Genomic DNA, 24,538 nt, shown 5'->3' on the forward strand with positions numbered 1-24,538 from the left:
ATCCTTCATGCAATCGCTTTCCGGTTCGTCCGCGCCGTCGCCGGCGCCCGCTCCGTCGCATGCGCGCGGCGCCGCCCGACGCGCGCCGCGCGTCACGGGCGCGCGCGCGATCGCCGCGCTGCAATGGGGCGTCACGCTGCTGCTGTGCGCGTTCCTGATCGTGCCCGTCGTGATGTCCGTGCTCGCGGGCCTCACCGTCAACTATTTCCGCGGGCTGTCGAGCGGCCTCACGCTGCGCTGGCTCGAACAGGTGTGGCAGCAGTACCAGGGCTCGGTCGTGCTGTCGCTCGGCGTCGCGTTCGCGACGCTCGCGATCGTGCTCGTCATCGGCGTGCCGGCCGGCTATGCGCTCGCGCGCAGCAAGAGCCGCGTCGCCCGCGCGATCGAGGAAGCACTCGTGCTGCCGGTCGCGCTGCCGGGCCTCGCATCGGCACTCGCGCTGCTGGTCGTGTACGGCGGCTTCACCGCGTTCCGGATGAGCCTGTGGTTCATCGTCGTCGGCCACGTCGTGTTCACGCTGCCGTTCATGGTGCGCGCGGTCGCGGCCGTCGCGGCCGGTGCCGACCTGCGCACGCTCGAGGAAGGTGCGGCGAGCCTCGGCGCGTCGTTCGTCACGCGCTTCGTGACGATCGTGCTGCCGAACCTGCGCCCCGGCATCGTCGCGGGCGCGCTCGCGGTGCTCACACTGTCGATCGGCGAATTCAACCTGACGTGGATGCTGCATACGCCCGACACGAAGACGCTGCCCGTCGGGCTCGCCGATACCTACGCATCGCTGCGTCTCGAAGTCGGCAGCGCGTACACGATCGTGTTCCTGCTGATGACGCTGCCGCTCCTCGTCGCGATGCAGTGGCTCGGCGTCGACCCGTCCGGCACGCGCGCCGTGAAGCGCCGCCCGCGCTGACCCTGCGCTGACTTTACCGATCTCATGAAACTCGATTCCACACCCATCACCCTGACCCGCTGCGCGAAGACGTTCCGCGGCACGCGCGTGCTCGAACCGCTCGACCTGTCGATCGGCGCGGGCGAGACGCTCGTGCTGCTCGGCCCGTCGGGCTGCGGCAAGACGACGACGCTGCGCCTGATCGCCGGTCTCGACACGCCGGACGCGGGCGGCACGATCCGGTTCGGCGGCGACGACGTGACCCTGCTTCCGATCGAGCGCCGCCAGGTCGGCATGGTGTTCCAGAACTACGCGCTGTTCCCGAACCTGACGGTGCGCGGCAACGTCGGCTACGGGCTGAAGATCCGCAAGACCGAGCCGCGCGCGCTGCGCGACCGCGTCGTCGAATTGCTCGCCATGATGCGGCTCGACGCGCACGCGGACAAGCCGGTCGATCAGCTGTCGGGCGGCCAGCGCCAGCGTGTCGCGCTGGCGCGCGCGCTCGCGGTGCGCCCGCGCGTGCTGCTGCTCGACGAGCCGTTGACCGCGCTCGACGCGAAGCTGCGCGACGTGCTGCGCCGCGAGATGAATGCGCTGCTGCGCGAACTCGGCGTGACGACCGTGTACGTGACGCACGACCAGGCCGAGGCGATGGAACTCGGCGACCGGATCGTCGTGATGGGCGCGGGCCGCATCGAGCAGATCGGCACGCCGCGCGACATCTACTACCGGCCGGCGAACCGCACGGTCGCGCAGTTCATCGGCACGCTGAACCGGCTTGCGGGACAATGGCGTGACGGCGCGCTCGTGACGACGGGTGGCGCGATCGTCACGCCGCACGCCGCCGACGAGTGGTTCTTCCGCCCGGAGGACGCGCAGCTCGCCGATCCGGCTCATGCGCCGCTGCGCGGCGCGATCGGCGCGTGCGCGTTCCTCGGCGAGCGCACGCGGCTCACGATCGAGCATGCGGCGCCCGACGCGCTCGTGATCGACGTGCCGGGCCGCATCGAGCTCGCGCGCGGCACGGCGGTCGGCCTCACGATCGCGGCGGAAGGCCTGATCGCACTCGCCGCGTAACACCGCCCCACAATAACCAGACATTCCGAGGAACGACGATGCTGCTTGCTCAAATCAGCGATCTTCACATCAAGCGCCCGGGCCAGCTCGCGTACCGGCGCGTCGACACGGCCGCCGCGCTCGCGCGCTGCATCGCGAAGCTGAACGCGCTGGTGCCGCGCCCTGACGCGGTGCTCGTCACGGGCGACCTGACCGACTTCGGCCACGACGACGAGTACCGCCATCTGCGCGACCTGCTCGCGCCGCTCGAGATTCCGTACTACCTGATGGTCGGCAATCACGACGATCGCGAGGGGCTGCGCCGCGCATTCGCCGATCGCCCCGAATTGCAGGGCGGCGATTTCGTGCAATACGCGCTCGACGTTGGCGCCGTGCGCGTGCTCGCGCTCGATTCGCAGGTGCCCGGCACGAGCCACGGCGACCTGTGCGAGGCGCGGCTCGCGTGGCTCGCCGCGCAGCTCGACGCCGCGCGCGACCGGCCGGTGATCGTCGCGCTGCATCATCCGCCGTTCGCGTCCGGAATCGGGCACATGGACGCGCTGCGCCTCGCGCCCGCCGCCGCCGCGAAGCTCGATGCGCTGCTGCGCGGCTATCCGAACGTCGAGCGCGTGCTGTGCGGCCACGTGCACCGTACGATGTTCACGCGCTTCGGCGGCACGCTCGCGTCGGCCGTGCCGGCGCCCGCGCATCAGGTTGCGTTCGACCTGCGCGCGGACGCGCCGTCCGCGTTCCGGCTCGAGCCGCCCGCGTTCGCGGTGCACTTCCATTCACCGGAAACGGGGATGACATCCCATCACGTCTATGTGGACGAAGGCGACGGGCCTTATCCGTTCTATGAACCGAGCGGGGAACTGGTCGACTGACGGCGCGCGGCGCGCGCGATGACGGGCGGCTGCGGGCGATCGCGGCCCGTTGCGGCTCATCGCGGCCGATAGCGGCCCGTCACGTGCCGCTCGCGCCGGTCGCACCGCCGAGTCGCCCGGCCGGCAGGATTCACGGTGCTCCGGTATGATCGGCAGCCTCGATCGGCGCCCGGCCACCTGCGCAACCGACGCCGCGCCGCGCGCCACGCCGCCCCACTCCGTTCCGTTGCCGCCATGTCCGCCGCCTCCACCGACCGTCCGACCGACGCCGCCTCGCCCCACTACTCGCGCAGCCTGCTGTTGCTGCTCGCGACGATCGCGGGCGTGTCGGTCGCGAACATCTACTACAACCAGCCGCTGCTCGACAGCTTCCGCTCGGCCTTCCCCGACGGCGCGTCGTGGATCGGCGCGGTGCCGACCGCGACGCAGCTCGGCTATGCGGCCGGCATGTTCCTGCTCGCGCCGCTCGGCGATCGTTTCGATCGCCGCGGGCTGATCCTGATGCAGATCGCGGGCCTGTCGATCGCGTTGATCGTGGCTGCGGCCGCGCCGTCGCTGGCGGTACTCGCCGCCGCGAGCCTCGCGATCGGCGTGCTCGCGACGACCGCGCAGCAGGCCGTGCCGTTCGCGGCCGAGATCGCGCCGCCCGCCGAGCGCGGGCATGCGGTCGGCACGGTGATGAGCGGCCTGCTGCTCGGCATCCTGCTCGCGCGCACGGCCGCCGGCTTCGTCGCCGAATATTTCGGCTGGCGGGCGGTGTTCGGTGCATCGGTCGCGGCGCTCGTGGCGCTGGCCACGGTGATCGTGCTGCGACTGCCGCGCAGTTCGCCGACGTCGACGCTGTCGTACGGCAAGCTGCTCGGCTCGATGTGGCACCTGGCGGTCGAACTGCGCGGGCTGCGCGAGGCGTCTCTGACGGGTGCCGCGCTGTTCGCCGCGTTCAGCGCGTTCTGGCCGGTGCTGACACTGCTGCTCGCCGGCGCGCCGTTCCATCTCGGCCCGCAGGCTGCGGGGCTCTTCGGGATCGTCGGCGCCGCGGGTGCGCTGGCCGCGCCGCACGCGGGCCGTTTCGCGGACAAGCGCGGCCCGCGCGCGATCATCTCGCTCTCGATCGCACTGCTCGCCGCGTCGTTCGTGATTTTTGCGCTGTCGGGCGCGAGCCTCGTCGGGCTCGTGATCGGCGTGATCGTGCTGGATGTCGGCGTGCAGGCCGCGCAGATCTCGAACCAGTCGCGCATCTACGCGCTGAAGCCCGAGGCGCGCAGCCGCATCAACACCGTGTTCATGGTGTGCTACTTCATCGGCGGCGCGTTCGGCTCGTCGGTCGGCGTCGCCGCGTGGCGCGCGTTCGGCTGGATCGGCATGTGCTCGGCCGGACTGCTGTTTACCGCGCTCGCCGGCTGGTCCCACCATCGTGGAGCACGGCGCGGCTGAACCTGGCGGTGTCGCGCGCAGGCGTCACGCGTCGGCGCGCGACACGGCAGGTGCATCGGCAGGCGGCGGCGTGAATGCCGGCGCCGGATCCATGACCGCGGCCGGGTCCACGACGGCGGCCGGCGCCGGCACCGCAAGCGGGACCGCGGAAGGCGCGAGGATCGGCGCCGGATCCGGCATCGCGGCCGGGTCCGGTCCGGACGCCGCACCCGCCGCCGCGGCGGCCGGCGAAGCGTCTGCCGCCGCACGCGCCGCTGGCCGGCGCGCGGGATCGAACACGAACGACAACCCGACACTGCCGAGGATCGCGACGGTGGCGACCACGGTCGCCGTCGTCACCGGTTCACCGAGCATCAGCGCGCCAAGCGCGACCGCGACGATCGGGTTCACGTACATGCAACTGCTCGCGATGATCGGGCTCGTATGGCGAATCAGGTACCCGTACGCGACATACGCGGCCATCGTGCAGAACACCATCAGGTACACGAACGCGAACACCGGCCCCGCCGCGACCTGCTCGATGCGCTCGCCCATCAGCCACGCGGCGATCGTGGACATCAGGCCCCCCAGGCCGATCTGCAACGACGTCGACAGGAACAGGTCCGACGGCAGCTTGAGCCGCGTCGCGAGATGCGCGCCGCCCGCCCAGAACAGCGCGCCGGCCAGCACGCAGATCGTGCCGAGCGCCGAGTTCGCGGCGGCCGCGCCGCCCGAATTCAGCACGACGATGCCGACCATCCCGAGCGCGACGGCCGCCCACTCGCCCTTCGTCACCGGGCGCCCGGCGACCGCCGCGATCACGGTTGCGAACAGCGGCACCGTGGCGACCATCACCGCGGCCGAGCCGCTGCTGACCGTGCGCATCCCGAGCGCGATCGTGCCGGACGACAGCGCGACGAGCATCGTGCCGACGATCGCCGAATTGCGGATTTCCAGCAGCGTCGGCCATTCGGGCTTGCGCCGCAGCGCGAAGATGAACAGGCCGATCCCGCCGAGCAGGTTGCGCAGCCCCGACAGCAGCAGCGGCGGGAACGACTGCAGCGCGAAATGCAGGCCGCTGTAGGTCGAACCCCAGACGAAATAGATGAATACCAGCGCCAGTGCGACGCGGCCGCCGCGGCTTTGCGGCAGGCGGATCCGGATCGGCAGGCGGGCGAGGAAATCGAGAAGACGGTCGAGCGGGGTCATCGTTCAGCCCACCCGCACGATGTGTCGCGTGCTCCGCTGAAAGACGCCGGCGAGGCCGGCAAACGACCCTGACGGGGTCAGGAAGGCGGAGACGAACGTGCGGAACGACATGGCAGGACGAACGACGACGAATGAGAACCGGCAGGCGGCGGCAGAGGGTCGAAAAACGTGCGCAAACGGCTTCGTCCACACACGCTCGGCATTATGGCATCAAGGATTCAAAAGCATCGTCGGACCAGTCTGAAAGGATATCGACTGACGTTTCGGCGCGACATTATCGCGCCGCCGGCGGGCGAAATCCGGGGCCGGACATGCGCTGCGCCGGCGTCTCGGGTGCCCTGCTCCCCCTTCCCGCACGATCGCGATCGATACCTCGGCCTGATGGCCAGTCATGCGCTTCAGGTCTCGCTTCGCGCTTATCGTGACGGTCGGCCTGCCCGTCCGGCCGCCGACGTTTCGCTCATTCGACCTGCACACCTTTCATACAAGATTTTGTATAATTCCACCATCCTTCCGCCGAAGCCGGTTGTCTTCGTCGGCAGCGCGCTGGACGCGCTTCGCGGCTTTCCGCTGCCGGCGCGCCGCGAAGCCGGCCACCAGATCGACCAGGTGCAGCGCGGCCTGGCACCCGACGACTGGAAGCCGATGCGCACCGTCGGCCCCGGCGTGCGGGAAATACGCCTGCGCGATGCGAGCGGCGCATTCAGGATCATCTACGTCGCGACCTTCGCGGACGCGATCTACGTGCTGCACTGCTTCCGCAAGCAATCGGCACGCACCTGCCAGGCCGATATCGAACTGGCCGCCCGGCGCTATCGGGCACTGATAATGGAGAGGAAACAATGAGCAACGAACGCCATGCGAGCGTCTGGGACGCAATCGAGGGCCAGCCGGCCGAGGCCGAGAACATGAAGCTGCGCTCCGAACTGATGATCGCGCTCAAGCAGCGCATCGCGCAGCTCGAACTGAGCCAGGCCCAGGCCGCGCAACGGCTGGGCGTCACGCAGCCGCGCGTGTCCGATCTGCTGCGCGGCAAGATCAACCTGTTCGGGCTCGACGCGCTCGTGAACATGGCGGCGGCCGTCGGCCTGCGCGTCGACCTGCAGGTGCGCGCATCCGCGTAACGCACCGCGAAGCACGACAGCGGGCGCGTGCGGGCACGCCCCGTCGCTCACGATCCGCCGAACCAGTTGTACCCCTGATCGACCCAGTAGCCGCCCGGGTAGGTATCGGTCACGAAGATTTCCATGATGTGCTTCGGATTCTTGTAACCGAGCTTGGTCGGCATCCGCAGCTTCATCGGGAAACCGAATTCCGGCGGCAGGCGATGGCCGTCGTAGTCGAATGCGAGCAGCGTCTGCGGATGCAGCGCGGTCGGCATGTCGATGCTTTCGTAGTAGTCGTCCGCGCATTTGAAACCGACGTATTTCGCATGCGTATCGGCGCCGGTGCGCGCCAGGAACGCGCCGAACGGCGTGCCGCCCCAGCGGCCGATCGCGCTCCACCCTTCCACGCAGATGTGCCGCGTGATCTGCTCCGCGTGCGGCAGCGCATACAGCTCGTCGAGCGTCCACACGCGCTTGCCCGTCACGCGGCCCGACAGCACGAGACGGTAAGTCGCCGCATCGACGTGCGGCACATCGTCGATGCCGTAATACGCATTGAACGGGAACGGCCGCGTGATGTCGGCTTCGGTATAGGTCGGCGCGAGCCGCTCGCCGCTGAACAGCCAGGCCTGCACGCGATCGTTCATGCGCGACACCTTCTCGAGGAACGTATTGACCGACGCATCGTCGTGCAGCGTGCAGCCGGTCAGCATCGTCAGCCCGCCGAGCGTCAGGATGCGCCGGTTGAACAGCCGCCGCGACGGCATCTCCAGCTCGCGGCGCACGTCGAGCTCGAGCGACTTGCGGTCGAGCGTCCAGCGCGAACCGTCGCGCTTGTATTCGGATTCCGACATGATGATTTCCTTCACCCGGAGTTGACCGGTCAGCGCCCGCGCAGCATCGCGAGCAGCGAGCGCGGCACCAGCAGCGCCATCGCGACGTGCACGACGAAGAACGCGACGAGCAGCGACATCGCCCAGAAATGCACGACGCGCGCGTTGTCGTAACCGCCGAACAGTTCGCGCAGCAGCGGAAACTGCACCGACTTCCAGATCGTCAGCCCGGACAGCACCAGCACGATCAGATCGACGATCGCGACCAGGTACGCGGCACGCTGCACCGCGTTGTAGACGCTCAAATCGTCGTGCGCGAGCCGGCCGCGCAACGCGGCGCGCACGTCGCGCCACACGGACGCCGGCGTGACGGGCAGCATCTTGCGCGCGAGGCGTCCGGTCGCGATCGACATCGTCAGGTAGAACAGCCCGTTGCCGACGAGCAGCCACATCGCCGCGAAATGCCATTGCAGCGCGCCGCCGAGCCAGCCGCCGAGCGTGATGCCGTGCGGAAACACGAATGGCGGATAGATCGGCGACGCGTCGTAGATGCGCCAGCCGGACAACACCATCAGGATCGCCGCGAGCGCGTTGAGCCAGTGGCTCACGCGTACCCACAGCGGATGGATCGGGCGTGCGGGCGGCGTGGCGGCCGCACGGCCGGTGGCGGGAACGGTTTGCATGATGAAGACTCCCGGAACGAGTCGGCGAGACGAGACAGAACGAGACGCGGGCGGGCGGCCGTCGTGCAGCACACGCGCCGGCCGCGCGCGCTGCCCGGCCTCCGTCAGTTCGACGGCGCCATCTTGTCGCCCGACGACTTGCCCATCGCGTCGTGGCCCATCGCGTCCTTCTTCATCGCATGTTTCTTCATGGCGCCCTTCTTCATCGCGCCATCCTTCGCCATCGCGTCATGGCCCATCGCATCCTTCGCCATCGCGTCGTGACCCATCGCGTCCTTCGACATCGACGAGCTGTCCTTCGACATCGCATCGTTCTGCGCATACGCGCCCGAGGCGACCGTGGCGCAAGCGGCAACGCAGGCGGCGATCAGAATTTTTTTCATGACATCTCTCCAAAACATGGGTTCAAGGAGCCGAATAGACGGACGACGTCGCGGGAAATGACAGCCGCTGCGGAAATTTTTTTTAGGTCGCGTGAAAGCGCGCCATGTTGCACCGCTTCGCCGCTGCCGGTCGATCCTTCGGACCATGCCGCGGCAACGCACACTGCCATTTCGACGGGCCATCGCGCCGCCCGCCATGCTGCGGCCGCACCGGGACAGCCGATCCTCTCCCGGTTGAAACCGCCGCCAAGCCAGTGTATCGTGTGCGCTGCTAACGCGGGGGTCCTGCAATGCGTTCGGTCAAACAACCGGCATTGCGGGTGAGAAATACCCTTTGAACCTGATCTGGATAATGCCAGCGCAGGGAAGCGTACGGATTTCGCCGCCATCCCTCTGACGAAATCCGCCGCCTCACCAAGCCTCGTCTCCTGCTTAGCTCGAGCCCCACATTCGTCAAGGGCTCCGGGCAAGCGCCGACGCGCCTGTCCGGCGCTCATACAGGAGATTGCATGAACGCCAATCCGAAGTTTCTGTCCGCCGACGCCCATGTCGACGCCGCTGCCGTCGCGCCGCTGCCCAATTCGCGAAAGGTTTATGTAACCGGCTCGCAGCCCGACATCCGCGTGCCCATGCGCGAAATCACGCAGGCCGACACGCCGACCGGCTTCGGCGGCGAAAAGAATCCGCCGATCTACGTGTACGACACGTCGGGCCCCTACACCGATCCGGACGCGAAGATCGACATCCGCGCGGGCCTGCCCGCGCTGCGCCAGCGCTGGATCGAAGCGCGCGGCGACACCGAAGTGCTCGACGGCCTGTCGAGCCAGTACGGCCTCGAGCGCGCGGCCGACCCGGCCACCGCCGACCTGCGCTTCCCGGGCCTGCACCGCAACCCGCGCCGCGCACAGGCCGGCAAGAACGTCACGCAGATGCACTATGCGCGTCGGGGCATCATCACGCCGGAAATGGAATACATCGCGATCCGCGAGAACCAGCGCCGCGCTGAGTACATCGAGAGCCTGAAGTCGAGCGGCCCGAACGGCGCGAAGCTCGCCGCGATGATGGGCCGCCAGCATCCGGGCCAGGCGTTCGGCGCCGCGGCCTTCGGCGCGAACGCGCTCGCCGAGATCACGCCGGAATTCGTGCGCGACGAGATCGCGCGCGGCCGCGCGATCATCCCCGCGAACATCAACCACCCGGAATCCGAGCCGATGATCATCGGCCGCAACTTCCTCGTGAAGATCAACGCGAACATCGGCAACTCGGCCGTCACGTCGTCGATCGGCGAGGAAGTCGACAAGATGACGTGGGCGATCCGCTGGGGCGGCGACACGGTGATGGACCTGTCGACCGGCAAGCACATCCACGAAACGCGCGAGTGGATCATCCGCAACAGCCCGGTGCCGATCGGCACGGTGCCGATCTACCAGGCGCTCGAAAAGGTCAACGGCAAGGCCGAGGATCTCACCTGGGAAATCTTCCGCGACACGCTGATCGAGCAGGCCGAGCAAGGCGTCGACTATTTCACGATCCACGCGGGCGTGCGCCTGCAGTACGTGCCGCTCACCGCGAACCGGATGACGGGCATCGTGTCGCGCGGCGGCTCGATCATGGCGAAGTGGTGCCTCGCGCATCACAAGGAAAGCTTCCTGTACGAACACTTCGAAGAGATCTGCGAGATCATGAAGGCGTACGACGTGAGCTTCTCGCTCGGCGACGGCCTGCGCCCCGGCTCGATCTACGACGCGAACGACGAAGCGCAGCTCGGCGAACTGAAGACGCTCGGCGAGCTCACGCAGATCGCGTGGAAGCACGACGTGCAGGTGATGATCGAAGGCCCCGGCCACGTGCCGATGCAGCTGATCAAGGAGAACATGGATCTCCAGCTCGACTGGTGCAAGGAAGCGCCGTTCTACACGCTCGGGCCGCTGACCACCGACATCGCACCGGGCTACGACCACATCACGTCGGGCATCGGCGCCGCGATGATCGGCTGGTTCGGCACCGCGATGCTGTGCTACGTGACGCCGAAGGAACACCTCGGGCTGCCGAACAAGGACGACGTGAAGGAAGGGATCATCACGTACAAGCTCGCCGCGCACGCGGCCGACCTCGCCAAGGGTCACCCCGGCGCGCAGGTGCGCGACAACGCGCTGTCGAAGGCGCGTTTCGAGTTCCGCTGGGAAGACCAGTTCAACATCGGCCTCGATCCGGACAAGGCGCGCGAATTCCACGACGAGACGCTGCCGAAGGATTCGGCGAAGGTCGCGCACTTCTGCTCGATGTGCGGCCCGCACTTCTGCTCGATGAAGATCACGCAGGACGTCCGCGAGTTCGCGGCGCAGCAGGGCGTATCGGAAAGCGAGGCGCTGAAGAAGGGGATGGAAGTCAAGGCGGTCGAGTTCGTGAAGACCGGCGCCGAAATCTATCACCGTCAGTAAGCGAACGCGGCGGTCTGCACGGACCGCCTCGTGACGCACTGCACGAAGCCCGCTTTCGAGCGGGCTTTTTTGCATCCGCGTGCATGCCGCGTGCCCGCCGGCGCAAGGGAAACAATTGATTACGAAACCGTCCGAGCCTTAACAAGTCCTTACAGCAGCGCGTCGGGACGGCGGGTAGATTGGGGTCATGCGCGGCCGTCAGCCGGTCGTGCGCCCTCCCGTTCACCACCACAAGGACAACGATCATGAGTTACTCGATTCGGCGTTTTGGGGTATGCGCTCTGCTCGTCGCGACGGTGGCCAGCCTGTCGGCCTGCGATTCGATGACACGGCGCCAGCGCGACACGGCAATCGGTGCGGGTGTCGGCGGCGTAGCCGGCGCGGCGATCGGCGGCAACGCGCTGTCGACGCTGGGTGGCGCGGCAGCCGGCGGCATCATCGGCAACCAGATCGGCAAGTAAGCCGGCCGGGCGCCCGCGCGACGGGCGGCACGCTTCAGTTTCGGCCTGACGGCGTTTCCGCGGTGCGGAAGCGCCGTTTTCGCGTCTTTTCGCGTCTGGCGGCAGCAGTCGTCCGGGCGCGCAGGGCGATGCACGGAAATGATCCGTTACCGTTTTGCACACCGTGTCATCGCCGTGCGTCCTAAGCTTAAGCATCTGCCGATTGCCGGCGCCGCCGGAGAAACATCATGAACAGGACCCTCGTCGCCGCGGTGCTCGCGTGTGCGACACTCGCCGGCTGTTATTACCCTTACGGCTACTATCCGTCCGGCTATTACACGGCGGCGCCGGTACAGCCCGCGCCCGTGTATGTCGACCCCGGCCCCGTGTACTACTATCCGGCCCCTGCCTATGCCCCTGCATGGGGCGGCTACTGGGGCCCCGCGCTGTCGCTGAACTTCGGTTTCGGCGGACGCGGCGGACACGGCGGCTGGCGCCATCATTGAGCGGCCGCGCCGGCCGCCCGGGCGGTTCGCGTCGGCGGAAAAACGGATTTCCCGTTTCTTGTCGTTTCATCCGATCATGAAACGAAGGCGCGGTAACGCGGTGTAAGATTCACCGCATCCCGTCCCCCTCGCCTGCCACGCCCGATGTCGCCCAAGAACGCCTTTCTGCTGACCGTCCTCGCCGCCCTGTGGGGTGCGTCGTTCCTGTTCATCCGGATCGGCGTCGCCGAATTCGGCGTCGCGCCGCTGATGGCGCTGCGGGTGGGCATCGGCGCGCTGTTCCTGACGGGCCTCGCGCTGACGCGTTTCAAGCCCGCCGACCTCGGCGCGCGGCTGCGCCGGCACGCGTGGCCATTGTTCGTCGTCGGCGTACTGAACTCGGGCGCGCCGTTCTGCCTGTTCGCCTATGCCGAACTGACGCTATCGGCCGGCGTGACCTCGGTGATCAACGCGACGACACCGCTGTGGGGCGCGCTCGTCGCCTACCTGTGGCTGAAGGACAAGCTGTCGCTGCCGCGCGCGATCGGCCTCGTGATCGGCTTTGCCGGCGTGCTCACGCTCGTCTGGGATCAGATCGCGAACGCGCACGGCAGCACCGGCGCCGGCGCGACCGCGCTGGCCGCCGCCGCCGCGCTCGGCGCGACGCTGCTGTACGGCATCGCGGCCAACTATACGAAGCGCAAGCTCAGCGGCGTCGATCCGCTCGTCAACGCGACCGGCAGCATGATCGGCTCGACCGTGCTGCTGCTGCCGTTCGCGATCGCGACGTGGCCCGCAGCAGCCGTCAGCACGCATGCGTGGGGTGCCGTGCTCGCGCTCGGCATCGCCTGTACGGGCATCGCGTATTTCATCTTCTTTTACCTGATCGCGCATGTCGGCCCGGCCCGCGCGATTACCGTGACGTTCGTGATACCGGTGTTCGGCCTGCTGTGGGGCGCGCTGTTCCTCGGCGAACACGTATCGGTCGTGATGATCGAAGGCTGCGCGATCGTGCTCGTCGGCACCGCGCTTGCGACCGGCGTGATCAAGCGGATTCCCGGGCTCCGCCCGCGCGGCGGCGAAGCAACCTGAGCGGCATGCGGGGCCGGCGCCCCGCCGGTTGCCCGGTTTCCCGCGACGCGCCGGCTGCCGGTCCTCAAGCGCCGCCCGCCGACCGGTGCGCGCCGGAGCATCTCGTTTATCACCCGATGCAGATGACCGCGCACGGTTGCGCAGCCGGCCGGCTTCCCCGGTTCTCCGAATCCCCGCATTCTTCGCACGCAATGCACGCGGCACACGTGGCGCCGTCGCTGCGTGCACGATTGGCGGCCGTTGCGCGTTGAACGGGGCGGACAGCCCCGTCCACGCGTCGGTGTAGCGTTTGCGTCTGGAGTTACCCTGATACGCGCGCCGCGCCATTCCCGTTACACTCGGAACACTCATCCGCAGAAGGCGGTTACGATGCTCCACGTTCTTTCACGTCCACCTGCGCGTGCGACGGCTTCGGCGTGGCGTCACGACACCGCTCCCCCGATCGCCCCAGGGCATCGTTGACATGAAGCCCTCCCGCGACCTCTCGCTCGACTCCCTGCTCGAACGCCTCACGCCGACGCCCAGCGGCTGGATCGCCACGTTTCGCGACACGACGCTGCGCAGCGTGTTTCAGCCCGTGCTGTCGATCACGCACAAGCGCGTGGTCGGCTATGAAGCGCTGCTGCGCGTCGTGGACGAGAACGGCACGCTGGTTTCGCCGGTCGCGCTGTTCGACAGGACGCGCGCGGCTGCCGATGCACTGCTGCTCGACCGGCTCGCCCGCTGCCTGCACACGGCCAACTTCGTCGCGCAAGGTATCGGCGACGGCTGGCTGTTCCTGAACGTGACGCCGCGCGTGCTCGATTCGGGCCTCGTACAGCGCGAATTCGTCGAGGCACTGTGCCGGCATTTCGCACTGCCGCCGAACCGCATCGTGCTGGAAGTCATCGAGCAGCCGGCGCGCGACGAAGCCGCGCTCGCCCGCACGATCGACATGATCCAGCATCGCGACTTCCTGATCGCGATCGACGATTTCGGCACCGGATTCTCGAATTTCGACCGCGTATGGCGCGCACGGCCCGATATCGTCAAGCTCGACCGCTCGCTCGTCGAGCGCGCGACCTGGTCCGCCGAGGATCGCCGCATCATGCATCACCTGGTATCGATGCTCCACCAGGCCGGCGCGATGGTGCTCGCCGAGGGCGTCGAAAGCGACGACGCGCTGCAGGCGCTGATGGAGGCCGATATCGACTTCGTCCAGGGCTTCCAGTTCGGCCAGCCCGATGCATCGATCGCACATGCGAGCGCTGCGGCGCCCGCGATGCTCGATGCCGCGTGGCAACGCTTCATCGCGCATCGGCATGTGCCGGCGATCGCCGAGCAGCCGGGCTTCGACGCGATCGAGCGGCTCGTGCTCGCCGGCGCGGCCGCGTTTTCCGCGAGCGGGAACCTGAACGATGCCGCGCAGCGCGTATTCACGGTGCCGGCCGCGCGCCGCGTGTTCGTCACGGACGAGATCGGCGAACAGTTCCTGCCGTCGATCGGCGCGCCCCCGGAGGGCGGCCAGGCGAGCGGCACGCGGCTCGCGCCGCTGTTCCCGGAGACGCACAGCAACTGGTCGCGCCGCCCGTACTTCCAGCGCGCGATCGCGGCGCCGGGGCGTGTCGCGCTGATGGGCCCGCACTTCTCGCTGACCGAAGGCCGCGACTGCTATACCGCGGCCGTCGCGATTCGCGCGCAAAGCCGCCTCGTCGTGTTCTGCGTCGACTTCGTGCTAGACAGCGCGGGCACCGTGATGCGGTAGCAGGCGCGGGCGGTATGGATCCGCCCGCCGCGCCGCCCGGTTCGGCGTTTCGTCAGTCAATCACCTTCCCTCTTCCCGACTTCACCATGCCGCGCCGCGACTTGTGTTCGAGCCGCCGCTCCTTCGATGCGCGCGTCGGCCGCGTCGCGACGCGCGCACGCGGCGTGAACGCGACGCTGCCGATCAACGCATCGAGCCGCGCGAGCGCTGCCTCGCGGTTCTTCTCCTGGGTGCGGTATTCCTGCGACTTGATCACGACGATGCCGTCGCGCGTGATGCGCTGGTCGGACAGCGCGAGGAGCCGTTCCTTGATGACGGGCGGCAGCGACGACGCGCGGATGTCGAAACGCAGGTGAATCGCGCTCGACACCTTGTTGACGTTCTGTCCGCCGGCGCCCTGCGCGCGCACGGCGGTCCATTCGACTTCGGCCGGATCGAGCGTGTAGCGGATCATCATCGCGACGTCTCCTTGCGGCGCCGCGCGAGCGCCTCGTCGACACGGGCCGCCAGGCCCGAATCGCGTTGCGTGCGCGTCGCGACCGCCTGCGCGAGCACGCGCCGCGGACCGATCACCTGCACGCGCGTGCGTGCGCGCGTGACGGCCGTATAGACGAGCTCGCGCGTGAGCACCCGCCCGAACGACGCCGGCAGCACGAGCGCGGCCTCGTCGAATTCGGAGCCCTGCGACTTGTGGACGGTCAGCGCGAACGCCGTTTCGTGCGGCGGTAGCGCGGCGGGCGACACGGCGCGCGCGGTGCCGTCCGCGCGGCGGAACCACGCGCGCAGCACGCCGTGCGCGTCCGGCAATGCGATGCCGATGTCGCCGTTGAACAGCCCGAGCGCATAGTCGTTGCGCGTCACCATGATCGGCCGCCCGGTGAACCAGTGTGCGCCGACCGCGAGCGGCACGCGTGCGGCATGTCTCACGTGCGTGGCCACCAGCGCATTGACGTGCTCGGCGCCGCGCGAGCCGGTGCGTGTCGCGCACAGGATCCGGAAGCGGTTGAGCGCGTCGAACAAGGGCAACGGATCGGGCACCGGCTCGGACAACGCGGTACGCAATGCGTCGAGGTATGCGCCGAACCGGCGCGCAAGCCGCTCGACCGTCGATGCCGCGAGCGCATCACCCGCGTCGTCATGAAACGACGCGGCAGCGGTATCGTCCATCGGCAACGCATCGAGCGCGGCCTGCACGTCGCCGCGGCGGATCGCGAGCGACAGGCGGCCGATCGGCGAATCGAGACCGAAACGGTAATTGCGTTCGAGCCAGACGACGCAGTCTGCAAGCGGTGCGGGCGCGGGAGACGCGGCGGCGATATCGTCGGCTCGCGTTGCGACGGTCGACGCAAGCGCCGCATCGGCCGGTTCGAATGGCGCGAGCTCGACCGCGTCGAGCCACGCGAGTTCGTCGACCTCGATCCACGCAGGATCGGCGGCCGCCGAGACGCTGTCGGTAGCGGTCGGTGCAGGCGCCGCAGTCGGCAACGAAGCGGCCGGCGGCGCGATATCGGCAGCGGACAACGCTTCGTCCTGCAGGTCGTCATCGAACAGCGACGCCTGGCGCGTATCCACGTTCCGCCGCGCCGGCTGCTTGCGCATCGCGGTCGCCGACAACGGCGCGGATGCCGGAGCCGGAGCCGGAGCGGCAACGGCCGCCGGCGCCTCGCCGTCCAGCACCGGCAACGCCGCGACGAAGGCCGCTTCGTCGATCCCGAGCGCATCCGCGATGCGTATGCGTGCGGCGGCGGTAAACGTCGGCCGTGCGCTGAGTTCGGCGAACACCGCGCCGGCCTCGACCGCGGCCAGCTGATCCTTGTCGCCGAGCAGCACGAGCCGTGCGCCGGGCGCAAGCGCATCGAGCAGATGGGCGGCGAGCGCGACGTCGATCATCGACGCCTCGTCGACGACGATCAGGTCGTACGGCAGCGGATTGTCGCGATGATGGCGGAAGCCCGCCGCTCCGCCGCCGCCCAGCAGGCGATGCAGCGTGTACGACGTGTCGGGCAGGCGCGCGGCCAGTTCCGGCGGCAGGTCGCCCGCCCGCGCGTGCAGCGCTTCCTGCATCCGCTGCGCGGCCTTGCCGGTCGGTGCCGCCAGCGCGATGCGCAGCCCCGGATGCGCGTCGAGCAGACACGCCAGGACACCGACGACCGTGGTCGTCTTGCCGGTGCCGGGGCCGCCGCTGACGATCGTCACGCGCCCTGTCAGCGCAACGATCGCCGCGACGCGCTGCCAGTCCACTTCGCCCGTCGCGGGCCCGAAGTAACGCGCGAGACTGTCGCGCAACCGGTCGGGCGACAGCGCGTCGCCCGGTGCGGCGACGCCGGCCTGCGCGACGAGCGCATCGGCGAGCCGCCGTTCGTAGTCGAAATAGCGTGACAGATACAGATGGTCGTGCCGGTCGACGATCAGCGGCCGCTCGTCGCCGCGCGCGAGCGTGCCGAACGCCACCACGCCGCTGGCGGCGAGCGCCGCGCGCACGTCGTCGACCGGCTCCTCGTAGCGCTGCGCGAGCGCGCCGAGCGACACGCACACGTGACCGCCCGCGGTCGCCCGGCTCGTCGCGAACGCGGCACGCGCCGCCCAGCGCGCGGCCGCGGCTGGCGCACCCGCGCGACGCGACAGGTCGCCGATGCGCCGCGCGAATCCTTCCGCAAGCGCGATGCCGAAATCCGCGGGCTCGGGCAGGCGCGCGGCGAGGCCGCCGGTGAATTCGAGCGTATCGTCGGACACGTTCATGCGCGGCCCCCTTCCATCATCCGGTCGAGCGCGTCGACGAGTTCGCGCGCGGGCCGGCGCGCATGCACGCCGGCCGGTTCGCCGCCGCTGCGCCAGTCGGGCCGCACGCCACGCACGAACAGGTACAGGTAGCCCGCCATATGCGTGTCGTAGTCGTAGTCGGGCAGCCGCCCGCGCAGATAGCGATGCAGCGCGACCGTATAGAGCAGCGCCTGCAGGTGATACGCGTGATCAGCCATCGCGGCGTCGAGCGCGCGCGGGCCATAGGCATCCGGCGTATTGCCGAGATGGTTCGACTTCCAGTCGACGATCCAGAACCGGCCGTCGTGTTCGACGATCATGTCGATGAAACCCTTGATGAAACCGGCGAGCATGCCCGCGTCCAGTGCAACGTCCGGATAGCCGTGCGCGACCAGCAGCCGGCGCAGCGCGCCCAGCTCGAGCGACGGCACCGGGAACAGGAAACCCATTTCGTCGAGCCGCTTGGCGGGATCGAGATCCGCAAGCCGCATGCCCGGCACGAGCTCCGTACGCACGACATCGTCGACGAGCCGCGCCATCATCGCCGGCAGGCGCGTCGCGAGTTCGGGCTCGGCCTCGACCGGCCGGTCATGCAGCGCGCCGAGCGCGGCCCGATGCCACGAATCGGGCTCCGTGAACCGGCTGAGTTCGAACAGGCGGTGCAGACATTCGCCCGCTGCCGCACCGCGCGGAAACACGAGGATGTCGTCATCCGGCGGCTCGGCCGCGACCATGTCGGGCACGACGAACGCGCCGTCCGGCGCCACGGCGGCAAGCGCATCGTGATCGGGCCGCAGCTCGTCGTCCGGGACGACCGCGACGCCCGCCTCCTCGCGCGCCATCGACGCCGTCAGCGAACTGAAGCTCGCCATCCGCCACGCGTCGCGCAGCACGCGCGTCGCATGGCGTGCCGCGAGCGCCTGCGATGCATCGTGGCCGGCCGCGAGCCGTTCGCGACGCGCCGGCACCGGCACCGGCGCAACGCTCACGGGGCCACCCGCCAGCGCTTGCCACGCGGCGTCGAGCGCCGCTTCGTCGGGCGGCTCGTCGAGCCACGCGTCGAACGACTGGCCTGCGCCGGCCACGAGCCAGTTCAGCACGCTGCGCCGCGCCTCGCGGGTCGAGCGCGACGACAGATAAGGCCCGGCGACGAGGTAGCATCGATAGACCGCGCGCGTGAGCGCCACGTAGACGAGCCGCGCGCGTTCCGCCGCCTGTTCACGCAGCGCCTGGCGCGCGGCATGCGCCGCGGCTTCGTCGTCGCACCCGTAATGCAGCACGGCGTCGCCCGCGTCGTCGTGATACTCACGCGCGTCCGGCAACCCCGACGCGGGCGGCTCGCGCAGCCCGCCGTCGTTCAGGAACGGACAGAACACGACCGCGTATTCCAGGCCCTTCGACTTGTGCACGGTCACGATCTGCACGAGGTTGCGATCGGATTCGAGACGCAGCTGCGCTTCCTCGCCGCCGCCATCGAGCCGTTGCGCGGCAAGCCAGCGCAGCGTCGGCGCGATACCCGGCTGCGCGGACGCGCGTGCCTGCGTCAATTCGGCCAGATGGTTGATGTCGGTCACGCGGCGTTCGCCGTCCGCGCCGGCCATCAGCCGCTCGGCGATGCGCAGCTCGCGCGTGAACGTGCGCCACATCACCGCGAAGCCGCGTTCGCGCCACAGCAGCCGATAGCGCGAGAAGCGCTCGACCCAGCTCATCGCGTCCGTGCTGTCCGCCGCTTCGCGCGACGCGTCGCCGTCGCCCTGCTCCATCCGCCACAGCGCCCCCGCATCGAGGCCGAACCAGTCGGCTGCCAGCGCCGCGCGCAGGCGCCGCAGGTCGCCCGGCGCATCGATCGCCGCCAGCACGCGCTCGAGCTGCTCCGCATCGCCGGTCGAAAACACCGACGCCTGCGCGAGCTCGACGCTGCCGATGCCCCACGTGGCAAGGACGCGCTTCACGAGACTGCCCTGCCGGTGCGTCTGCACCAGCACCGCGATGTCGCCCGGCGACAGCGGCGTATCGCCGAGCCGCGCATGCCCTTCGCGCGCGCCGCGCATCAGCCGGGCAATCTCGGCCGCGCACGCCTGGGCAGCCTGCGCCTGTGCGTCGCGCTTGAGCAGCGTGCCGTCGCCGCCCGGCAGCGCCCAGATCCGGAAATCGCCGGCCGGGCCCGGATCGGTTGCGTCGACGAACGGTGCACGCATGCGCGTGCCGGCCCGCACTGCGTAATAGTCGAGCCCGTCGAGCACGAACGCGCGCGGGTTCGACATGAAGAAGCGGTTGCACGCGTCGACGATCGCCGGCGTCGAGCGCTGGTTGACCGCGAGCGTATAGCACGCGCTCGCGCTTGCCCGCGCGGCAAGATAGGTATGCAGATCCGCCGCGCGGAAGCTGTAGATCGCCTGCTTCGGATCGCCGACGAGAAAGAGCGGCCCGCCCGGCGCGAAGATCCGGTCGAAGATCGCGAACTGCAGCGGGTCGGTATCCTGGAATTCGTCGATCAGCGCGGCCGGATAGCGGGCGCGCAGCGTCTCGGCGAGCCACGGGTGCGCATGCAGCGCGTGATACAGGTTCGCGAGCAGGTCGTCAAACGACACGACGCGACGCGTACGCTTGCGTTCAGCCAGCTCGCCCGGCGCCGTGTCGAGCCAGTCGGCGATCAGCGCGAGCCAGCGCGCACGCTGCGCGGCCTCGGCCGCGGCCACCGCCGCTTCGAGCGCGTCGGCCACGTCGAAGAACGCGTGCTCGGGGGGCACGCCGCCCTTTTTCGTCGCCTTCGCGAGCGCGGTGCGCGTGAGCTTGAGCGCCGCCTTCGGCAGCGCGGCAGTCGCATCGCCCTGGGCAAAATGCGCGGACCACGCGCCGAGCGCATCGGCGACCGCGTCGGGCTTGTGCGAGCGCTGGTTGAGCGCGGGCTGCGCGGTGCGCAGCACCGCGTCGATCGCGTCGTGCTCGTCGGCCCACATCCGCGCGGCCTCCGCAAAACATTCGGCGGCAGCGGCCTCCGCCGATTCGTCCGGTTCGACGACGCCGTCCCAGCGCAGCGCGGCCAGCGGCTTCTTCAACCGGCGCGCGAGCTGGGCGTCGAGAGCGGCCGGGCCCGCGCCCGAATCGACGAGCCACGTCGCGAAGCCGGGCCAGCGCGCGGCCATCGGTTCGACGCGCGTGCGCCAGAAGTCCGCCGCGAGCTCGAAGCGCAGCGCCGCATCGTCGGCCTGCATGTCGAACGCGAACGGCATCGCGGCCGCGAACGGCGCTTCCTGCAGCGCACGCTGGCAGAACGCGTGGATCGTGTGGATCGCCGCCTGGTCGAACGCGCGCAGCGCGCGCCGGATCCGCTTCGCTGCGGTCTCGGGGTCGAGCGTGCCGGCTTCGCCGAGCGTCGTCTCGAGCAGGCGCGCGACGAACGGATCGCCGCCGTCGTCGCCGGTATCGAGCGCATGCGCGAGCTGCGCGAGCCGCCCGCGGATCCGCTCGTGCAGCTCGGCGGTCGCCGCCTTCGTGAAGGTCACGACGAGGATTTCATCCGCGCCGAGATCCTTCTCGAGCAGCAGGCGCACGTACAGCGCGCAGATGTTCCACGTCTTCCCGGTACCGGCCGACGCCTCGATCTGGTTGACGCCGTCGAGCGGGCACGCGAACACGTCGAGTTCGAGCGCCGCCTGCGGCGGGGATGCGGCGCTCATGCGACCTCCTTCAGATGTTCCAGCATCGGCTCGAACACGAGCCGCGCGAGTGTGCCGAACGGCTCGTCGAGCGACGGATGGGCGCCGCGCCACGCGATCGCGATGGCCGGATCGTCGGCTTCGCTCACCACGCGCTCGTTGATCCAGACGCTCGCGGCCTTCGCCTCGCCGTCGGAAATGCGCGCCCATGCGCTGCGCGGGAAAAACCGCAGCGGCATCCGCCGCCCCGCGCGAAACAGCGCCGCGAGCGGCGCGAGACGCTCGAGCGGTGCCGCGACCGGCGTGAGTTCGAAGGCGCCGCCGCTGCCAAACCACAGCGTGCGGCGCGGCCCCTCGGGCTCCACCGCGCAATAGACGAGATGCGCGAGCCAGGCAGACAGGTAGTCACGCGCGCTCGGCCGTGCATAGCGATAGATGACCTGACCCGCCGGCGTCAGCCGGTTCAGCGTGCCGTGCAGTTCGAGCGGCGCACTCACCGCGTCGCCTGACAGCATCGCGTCATCGGCGCCGAACAGCACCTGGTCGGTGTCGGGCCATGCGGGCGCGATCGCGAGCGTGAACGGCCGCCGTTCCATGCCGTCGGCCAGCGCACGGCGCACGTTCGACGCAAGCTGCGTCATCGAGCCGAGCGCCTGGTCACGCCAGACGGCACCCGTCGCGCCGCCCGGCAGTTCCGGGCTGGCGTCCGCGATGCGCAGCGCGTGATCGTGCACGCCGCCTTCATCCGATTCGATCAGCAGCGGCAGCACGCGCTCGGCGAGTGCGTCACTGCCGGCGAAGTCGAGTGCGAACGGCTCCGTGTCGAGCAGTTCCGCCTGCGCGTCGGACAACACGATGCCGAGCCGCGCACGCAGCAGCGCGCGGGCCGGATGCCGCCAGAAGCGTTCGAATTCGCTGAACGCGACGGGCTCCACCGGCTCGGCCGGCAGCGGCTGCGCGAAGAACGGCTGCTCGCGCGTCGCATCGCGCGCGGCTTCGGCCGCCAGCAGCGACGCGAGCGTCGCGCGCTCGGCGTCGTACGAAGCCAGTTCGCTGCCGGGCCGGAAATACTCGGCCGCGAACGGTTGCAGCGGATGCTCGACGATGAACGCGCGCCGCGCGGCATCGACCGCGTCCGGCGCGGCGTCCGCGCCGGCCGTGACGAGTGCGAGATGGTCGAGCAGTTCGTCGACGAGCGCCGCGGGCGGCAACGGTGCGTTGTCGCGAATGCTGCGCCCCGTATAGGCAATCAGCAGCCGGTCGCGCGCGGCGAGCAACAGGTCGAGGAACAGGTTGCGCTCGTCGTCGCGGCGCTGCCGGTCGCCGAGCTTCGGCAAGACGGCCATCAGGTCGAACTCGTCCGCGCGCGCGAGGCTCGGCAGCACGCCGTCGTCCATCCCGAGCAGGCACACGACGCGGTATGGCAGCCCGCGCAGGCTCGTCAGCGACGAGAACGTGACGCCGCCCCATGGCACCCCGCCGCGCGCCGGATCGTCGAGCGCGGCTGCCAGCCCCGCGCGCACGACGGCCGCGGGCAACGCCTCGTCGGGTGCGCCTTCGGTCATCGCGGCGAGCATCGCGTCGAGCGCGTCGCGCACACCCGCGAGCGCATCGGCGTACGCGGCGCCGGAGTCGAAAAACCGCGCGAGCGTGTCGGCAAACAGTTCGCTCCATGCGCGCGGCGTGTGGGCGTCGGCGAGCCGCCGCGCAAAGCCGTCGAGATCATCGGTGAAGCGCGCGAGCCGGCCGAGCAGTTCGGCCTCGCTGCCGGTGGCCGCCTCGATCGGCAGCCACGCGCCGACCGGTGCCGCGCCTTCGGGCATCGCGTAGCCGAGGAAGAGCCGCGCGAGCGCGTCGGAGAACGTATGGCGCGGCGCGGGCACCGCCGCATCGTCGCTCGCCGTCGGCGACAGCCCGCGCCGCGCGCCGGCGGCCGCGAGCCAGGTCTGCACCGTCTCGAGCGCGGCTGCGTCGATGCCGTAACGGGCCGCCACCGCGTCCACGCGCAACCATTCGACCAGTTCCGGCGCGCCGACCTGCCGCTCCGGCAACGCGAGCCATTCGAGCAGCACGCGCGCGACCGGGTTCGCCTGCGACGGCGGCAGGCCGGTGATCCGGTAAGGCACGCGCGCGCCCCCGGCACCCGCCGTGCCGAACACGGCATCGATCAGCGGCCCGGCCGCCGCGAGATCGGCGACCGCCACCAGCACATCGGACGGCTGCAGCGTCGCGTCGGCGTCGAACCACGCGAGCAGGCGGTCATGCAGCACCTCGAGTTGACGCGCGAGACTGTGGCACACGTGCACCTCGATCCCGCGCTCGACCGGCACTTCGCCGAGTTCGGCCTCCGGCTGCAGGTCGAGGATCGCGTTCTGCACGCGCGCGAGCCAGGTCGGCGCGGAATTCCCGACGAAACGCGATGCATCGCCTGACGCGGCGCTTTCCGTCAGTTCGTGCAGCATGTGCAGCTGCGCCTGCGTCTGCCGCCCCCACTCCGCGAGCAGCGGATGGCCGACTTCCTGGTAGTCGAGCCGGCCGGCCGCGTCGAGCGCCTCGGCATGCGCGGCGGTGACGATGTCGAACCAGAATTCGCGGCACGGGTTGAGCGCATAGACGCGCACGTCGATCCACCGCGACAGCTCGCGCAGCAGCGCGACGTGCAGCGGCGGCATCGTCGGCAGCGCGAACACGCTGACCGACTCCGGCCAGTCGGCGCGCGCGACCGTTTCGGGACCGAGGTTGCGCGCCTCCACGAGGAAGCGATGCGCGGGCGGCGTGCCGCTTTCGCTCAGCTCGGCAAGCAGCGCGCGCCACAGCGCGGCCTGCCAGTGCTCGTCGTCGCGTGCGGCATCGCTGATTCCGCGCGGCGCGGCGTCGCCCGCGAGCACCGACTCGCCGGCCTGCCACGCGGCCAGCCATTCGGGCCGATAGGTCAGGTAGTGATCGAGCACGGCCGCGACGCGCTGTGCGAGCTCGTGGCGCATCGCGTCGTCGGACGCGGACAGATACGCGGCCAGCCGCGGCGATGCGAGCCACGGCGCGCCGCCCGCGGCCTGCGCGAACAACCGGTAGCAGCGCCATACGAGGCGGTCGGGTGCGAACGGCGAGCGCGCGGGCACCGTCAGCACGCGGCCGATCTGCGCCCACAGCCATTGTGCGAGATACGTGAACTCGACGTTCGCGCACACGCCGTGGCGCGCGGCGATGTCAAGCTCGAGACGGCGGCGCAGCGCGGCGCTCGGCACGATGACCTGTTGCGGCGCCCACGGGCCGTTGCGGGCCGGGAACGCGGCCAGGTCGTCGAGCAGCGCGTCGGCCAGCGTTTCGTGACGGTTCGAATAGAAGAGATGGAGCATGAAGCGGGTGTCGAAGCCTCGCGCCGGCCGGACCGGGCGAACGGGAGCACCAAGGATAGCAAAAGGTCCGTCGCGACGAACCTCGTCCGAACGGCCAGCTTTTGCGGACCG

At 69.8% G+C, this 24,538-nt stretch carries 19 protein-coding genes and 1 riboswitch; of the genes, 11 read left to right on the forward strand and 8 right to left on the reverse strand.

Translation table 11 applies throughout. From position 1 onward, the window contains the following. Positions 1 to 7: 7 nt before the first annotated feature. The 4 genes from DIE22_RS15245 to DIE22_RS15260 all read left to right on the forward strand — a co-directional run bounded on the left by DIE22_RS15245 (position 8) and on the right by DIE22_RS15260 (position 4,257). A complete protein-coding gene (locus DIE22_RS15245; protein ID WP_124605430.1) occupies positions 8 to 904 on the forward strand; it encodes an ABC transporter permease in 897 nt (298 codons plus the stop codon). A gap of 24 nt (positions 905 to 928) precedes the next feature. Then, positions 929 to 1,960, forward strand: a complete 1,032-nt coding sequence (locus tag DIE22_RS15250; protein ID WP_124605431.1) for an ABC transporter ATP-binding protein — start codon at positions 929 to 931, stop codon at positions 1,958 to 1,960. 38 nt (positions 1,961 to 1,998) lie between these two features. Continuing rightward, positions 1,999 to 2,823 carry a phosphodiesterase gene (locus DIE22_RS15255; RefSeq protein WP_124605432.1) on the forward strand — a complete coding sequence of 275 codons (825 nt, stop codon included), beginning with the start codon at positions 1,999 to 2,001 and terminating at the stop codon, positions 2,821 to 2,823. Positions 2,824 to 3,057: 234 nt separating this feature from the next. Beyond that, positions 3,058 to 4,257 (forward strand): MFS transporter, encoded by a 1,200-nt coding sequence (locus DIE22_RS15260; protein ID WP_124605433.1) that lies wholly within the window; start codon positions 3,058 to 3,060, stop codon positions 4,255 to 4,257. Positions 4,258 to 4,281: 24 nt separating this feature from the next. Here DIE22_RS15260 and DIE22_RS15265 read toward each other — a convergent pair whose 3' ends face one another. After that, entirely contained in the window at positions 4,282 to 5,445 is a 1,164-nt protein-coding gene (locus DIE22_RS15265; RefSeq protein WP_124605434.1) for an EamA family transporter, read from the reverse strand. Positions 5,446 to 5,937: 492 nt separating this feature from the next. Between DIE22_RS15265 and DIE22_RS15275 the strand changes: the two genes are divergently transcribed. Continuing rightward, positions 5,938 to 6,291: a type II toxin-antitoxin system RelE/ParE family toxin gene (locus DIE22_RS15275; protein ID WP_124499609.1), complete on the forward strand. Its 354-nt coding sequence runs from the start codon at positions 5,938 to 5,940 to the stop codon at positions 6,289 to 6,291. Beyond that, complete coding sequence (locus DIE22_RS15280) at positions 6,288 to 6,569, forward strand: helix-turn-helix domain-containing protein (RefSeq protein WP_124499535.1); 282 nt, start codon at positions 6,288 to 6,290, stop codon at positions 6,567 to 6,569. Before DIE22_RS15275 ends, DIE22_RS15280 begins: the two co-directional genes overlap by 4 nt. A gap of 47 nt (positions 6,570 to 6,616) precedes the next feature. Here the strand turns inward: DIE22_RS15280 and DIE22_RS15285 are convergent, their stop codons facing one another. The 3 genes from DIE22_RS15285 to DIE22_RS15295 all read right to left on the reverse strand — a co-directional run bounded on the left by DIE22_RS15285 (position 6,617) and on the right by DIE22_RS15295 (position 8,450). Next, entirely contained in the window at positions 6,617 to 7,405 is a 789-nt protein-coding gene (locus tag DIE22_RS15285) for a molybdopterin-dependent oxidoreductase (protein ID WP_124499534.1), read from the reverse strand. A 29-nt stretch (positions 7,406 to 7,434) separates the two neighbouring features. After that, positions 7,435 to 8,067 (reverse strand): cytochrome b/b6 domain-containing protein, encoded by a 633-nt coding sequence (locus DIE22_RS15290; RefSeq protein WP_124499533.1) that lies wholly within the window; start codon positions 8,065 to 8,067, stop codon positions 7,435 to 7,437. Positions 8,068 to 8,171: 104 nt separating this feature from the next. Beyond that, the gene (locus DIE22_RS15295) at positions 8,172 to 8,450 is read right to left on the reverse strand and encodes a pentapeptide MXKDX repeat protein (protein ID WP_124499532.1); all 279 of its coding nucleotides are present in this window, start codon (positions 8,448 to 8,450) and stop codon (positions 8,172 to 8,174) included. Positions 8,451 to 8,718: 268 nt separating this feature from the next. Continuing rightward, a riboswitch (TPP riboswitch) is annotated at positions 8,719 to 8,835 on the forward strand. A gap of 124 nt (positions 8,836 to 8,959) precedes the next feature. On the opposite strand from DIE22_RS15295, the gene thiC reads away from it, so the two are divergent. From thiC to DIE22_RS15325, 5 genes are all read left to right on the forward strand, one after another. Beyond that, entirely contained in the window at positions 8,960 to 10,891 is a 1,932-nt protein-coding gene (gene thiC / locus DIE22_RS15300) for a phosphomethylpyrimidine synthase ThiC (RefSeq protein ID WP_124605435.1), read from the forward strand. Positions 10,892 to 11,136: 245 nt separating this feature from the next. Further along, the gene (locus tag DIE22_RS15305; protein ID WP_124499530.1) at positions 11,137 to 11,352 is read left to right on the forward strand and encodes a glycine zipper 2TM domain-containing protein; all 216 of its coding nucleotides are present in this window, start codon (positions 11,137 to 11,139) and stop codon (positions 11,350 to 11,352) included. A gap of 227 nt (positions 11,353 to 11,579) precedes the next feature. After that, positions 11,580 to 11,837 carry a hypothetical protein gene (locus DIE22_RS15310; protein ID WP_124499529.1) on the forward strand — a complete coding sequence of 86 codons (258 nt, stop codon included), beginning with the start codon at positions 11,580 to 11,582 and terminating at the stop codon, positions 11,835 to 11,837. 144 nt (positions 11,838 to 11,981) lie between these two features. Next, positions 11,982 to 12,908, forward strand: coding sequence for a DMT family transporter (locus tag DIE22_RS15315; protein ID WP_124499528.1), 927 nt, complete (start codon positions 11,982 to 11,984; stop codon positions 12,906 to 12,908). A gap of 463 nt (positions 12,909 to 13,371) precedes the next feature. Continuing rightward, positions 13,372 to 14,652: an EAL domain-containing protein gene (locus DIE22_RS15325; protein ID WP_124499527.1), complete on the forward strand. Its 1,281-nt coding sequence runs from the start codon at positions 13,372 to 13,374 to the stop codon at positions 14,650 to 14,652. A gap of 52 nt (positions 14,653 to 14,704) precedes the next feature. On the opposite strand, the gene arfB is transcribed toward DIE22_RS15325, so the two are convergent. Genes arfB through recC form a run of 4 tightly spaced genes read right to left on the reverse strand, consistent with a single transcriptional unit; the run spans position 14,705 to position 24,427 of the window. Next, positions 14,705 to 15,109, reverse strand: a complete 405-nt coding sequence (arfB, locus tag DIE22_RS15330; RefSeq protein WP_124499526.1) for an alternative ribosome rescue aminoacyl-tRNA hydrolase ArfB — start codon at positions 15,107 to 15,109, stop codon at positions 14,705 to 14,707. After that, entirely contained in the window at positions 15,106 to 17,391 is a 2,286-nt protein-coding gene (locus DIE22_RS15335; protein WP_124499525.1) for an AAA family ATPase, read from the reverse strand. Before DIE22_RS15335 ends, arfB begins: the two co-directional genes overlap by 4 nt. After that, on the reverse strand, positions 17,388 to 21,092 hold the full coding sequence (recB, locus tag DIE22_RS15340; protein WP_124605436.1) for an exodeoxyribonuclease V subunit beta: 3,705 nt from the start codon (positions 21,090 to 21,092) through the stop codon (positions 17,388 to 17,390). The genes DIE22_RS15335 and recB overlap by 4 nt, the downstream gene beginning before the upstream one ends. Beyond that, the gene (gene recC / locus DIE22_RS15345; RefSeq protein WP_124605437.1) at positions 21,089 to 24,427 is read right to left on the reverse strand and encodes an exodeoxyribonuclease V subunit gamma; all 3,339 of its coding nucleotides are present in this window, start codon (positions 24,425 to 24,427) and stop codon (positions 21,089 to 21,091) included. Before recC ends, recB begins: the two co-directional genes overlap by 4 nt. Between the last annotated feature and the right edge of the window lie 111 nt (positions 24,428 to 24,538).

The organism is Burkholderia sp. Bp9142 (genome assembly GCF_003853415.1).
Lineage (GTDB): Bacteria > Pseudomonadota > Gammaproteobacteria > Burkholderiales > Burkholderiaceae > Burkholderia.

Coding starts and splice junctions, on each gene's coding strand:
- DIE22_RS15245 (WP_124605430.1), top strand. CDS start 8: ATGCAATCGCTTTCCGGTTCGTCCGCGCCGTCGCCGGCGCCCGCTCCG.
- DIE22_RS15250 (WP_124605431.1), top strand. CDS start 929: ATGAAACTCGATTCCACACCCATCACCCTGACCCGCTGCGCGAAGACG.
- DIE22_RS15255 (WP_124605432.1), top strand. CDS start 1,999: ATGCTGCTTGCTCAAATCAGCGATCTTCACATCAAGCGCCCGGGCCAG.
- DIE22_RS15260 (WP_124605433.1), top strand. CDS start 3,058: ATGTCCGCCGCCTCCACCGACCGTCCGACCGACGCCGCCTCGCCCCAC.
- DIE22_RS15265 (WP_124605434.1), bottom strand. CDS start 5,445: ATGACCCCGCTCGACCGTCTTCTCGATTTCCTCGCCCGCCTGCCGATC.
- DIE22_RS15280 (WP_124499535.1), top strand. CDS start 6,288: ATGAGCAACGAACGCCATGCGAGCGTCTGGGACGCAATCGAGGGCCAG.
- DIE22_RS15285 (WP_124499534.1), bottom strand. CDS start 7,405: ATGTCGGAATCCGAATACAAGCGCGACGGTTCGCGCTGGACGCTCGAC.
- DIE22_RS15290 (WP_124499533.1), bottom strand. CDS start 8,067: ATGCAAACCGTTCCCGCCACCGGCCGTGCGGCCGCCACGCCGCCCGCA.
- DIE22_RS15295 (WP_124499532.1), bottom strand. CDS start 8,450: ATGAAAAAAATTCTGATCGCCGCCTGCGTTGCCGCTTGCGCCACGGTC.
- thiC (WP_124605435.1), top strand. CDS start 8,960: ATGAACGCCAATCCGAAGTTTCTGTCCGCCGACGCCCATGTCGACGCC.
- DIE22_RS15305 (WP_124499530.1), top strand. CDS start 11,137: ATGAGTTACTCGATTCGGCGTTTTGGGGTATGCGCTCTGCTCGTCGCG.
- DIE22_RS15310 (WP_124499529.1), top strand. CDS start 11,580: ATGAACAGGACCCTCGTCGCCGCGGTGCTCGCGTGTGCGACACTCGCC.
- DIE22_RS15315 (WP_124499528.1), top strand. CDS start 11,982: ATGTCGCCCAAGAACGCCTTTCTGCTGACCGTCCTCGCCGCCCTGTGG.
- DIE22_RS15325 (WP_124499527.1), top strand. CDS start 13,372: ATGAAGCCCTCCCGCGACCTCTCGCTCGACTCCCTGCTCGAACGCCTC.
- arfB (WP_124499526.1), bottom strand. CDS start 15,109: ATGATGATCCGCTACACGCTCGATCCGGCCGAAGTCGAATGGACCGCC.
- DIE22_RS15335 (WP_124499525.1), bottom strand. CDS start 17,391: ATGAACGTGTCCGACGATACGCTCGAATTCACCGGCGGCCTCGCCGCG.
- recB (WP_124605436.1), bottom strand. CDS start 21,092: ATGAGCGCCGCATCCCCGCCGCAGGCGGCGCTCGAACTCGACGTGTTC.
- recC (WP_124605437.1), bottom strand. CDS start 24,427: ATGCTCCATCTCTTCTATTCGAACCGTCACGAAACGCTGGCCGACGCG.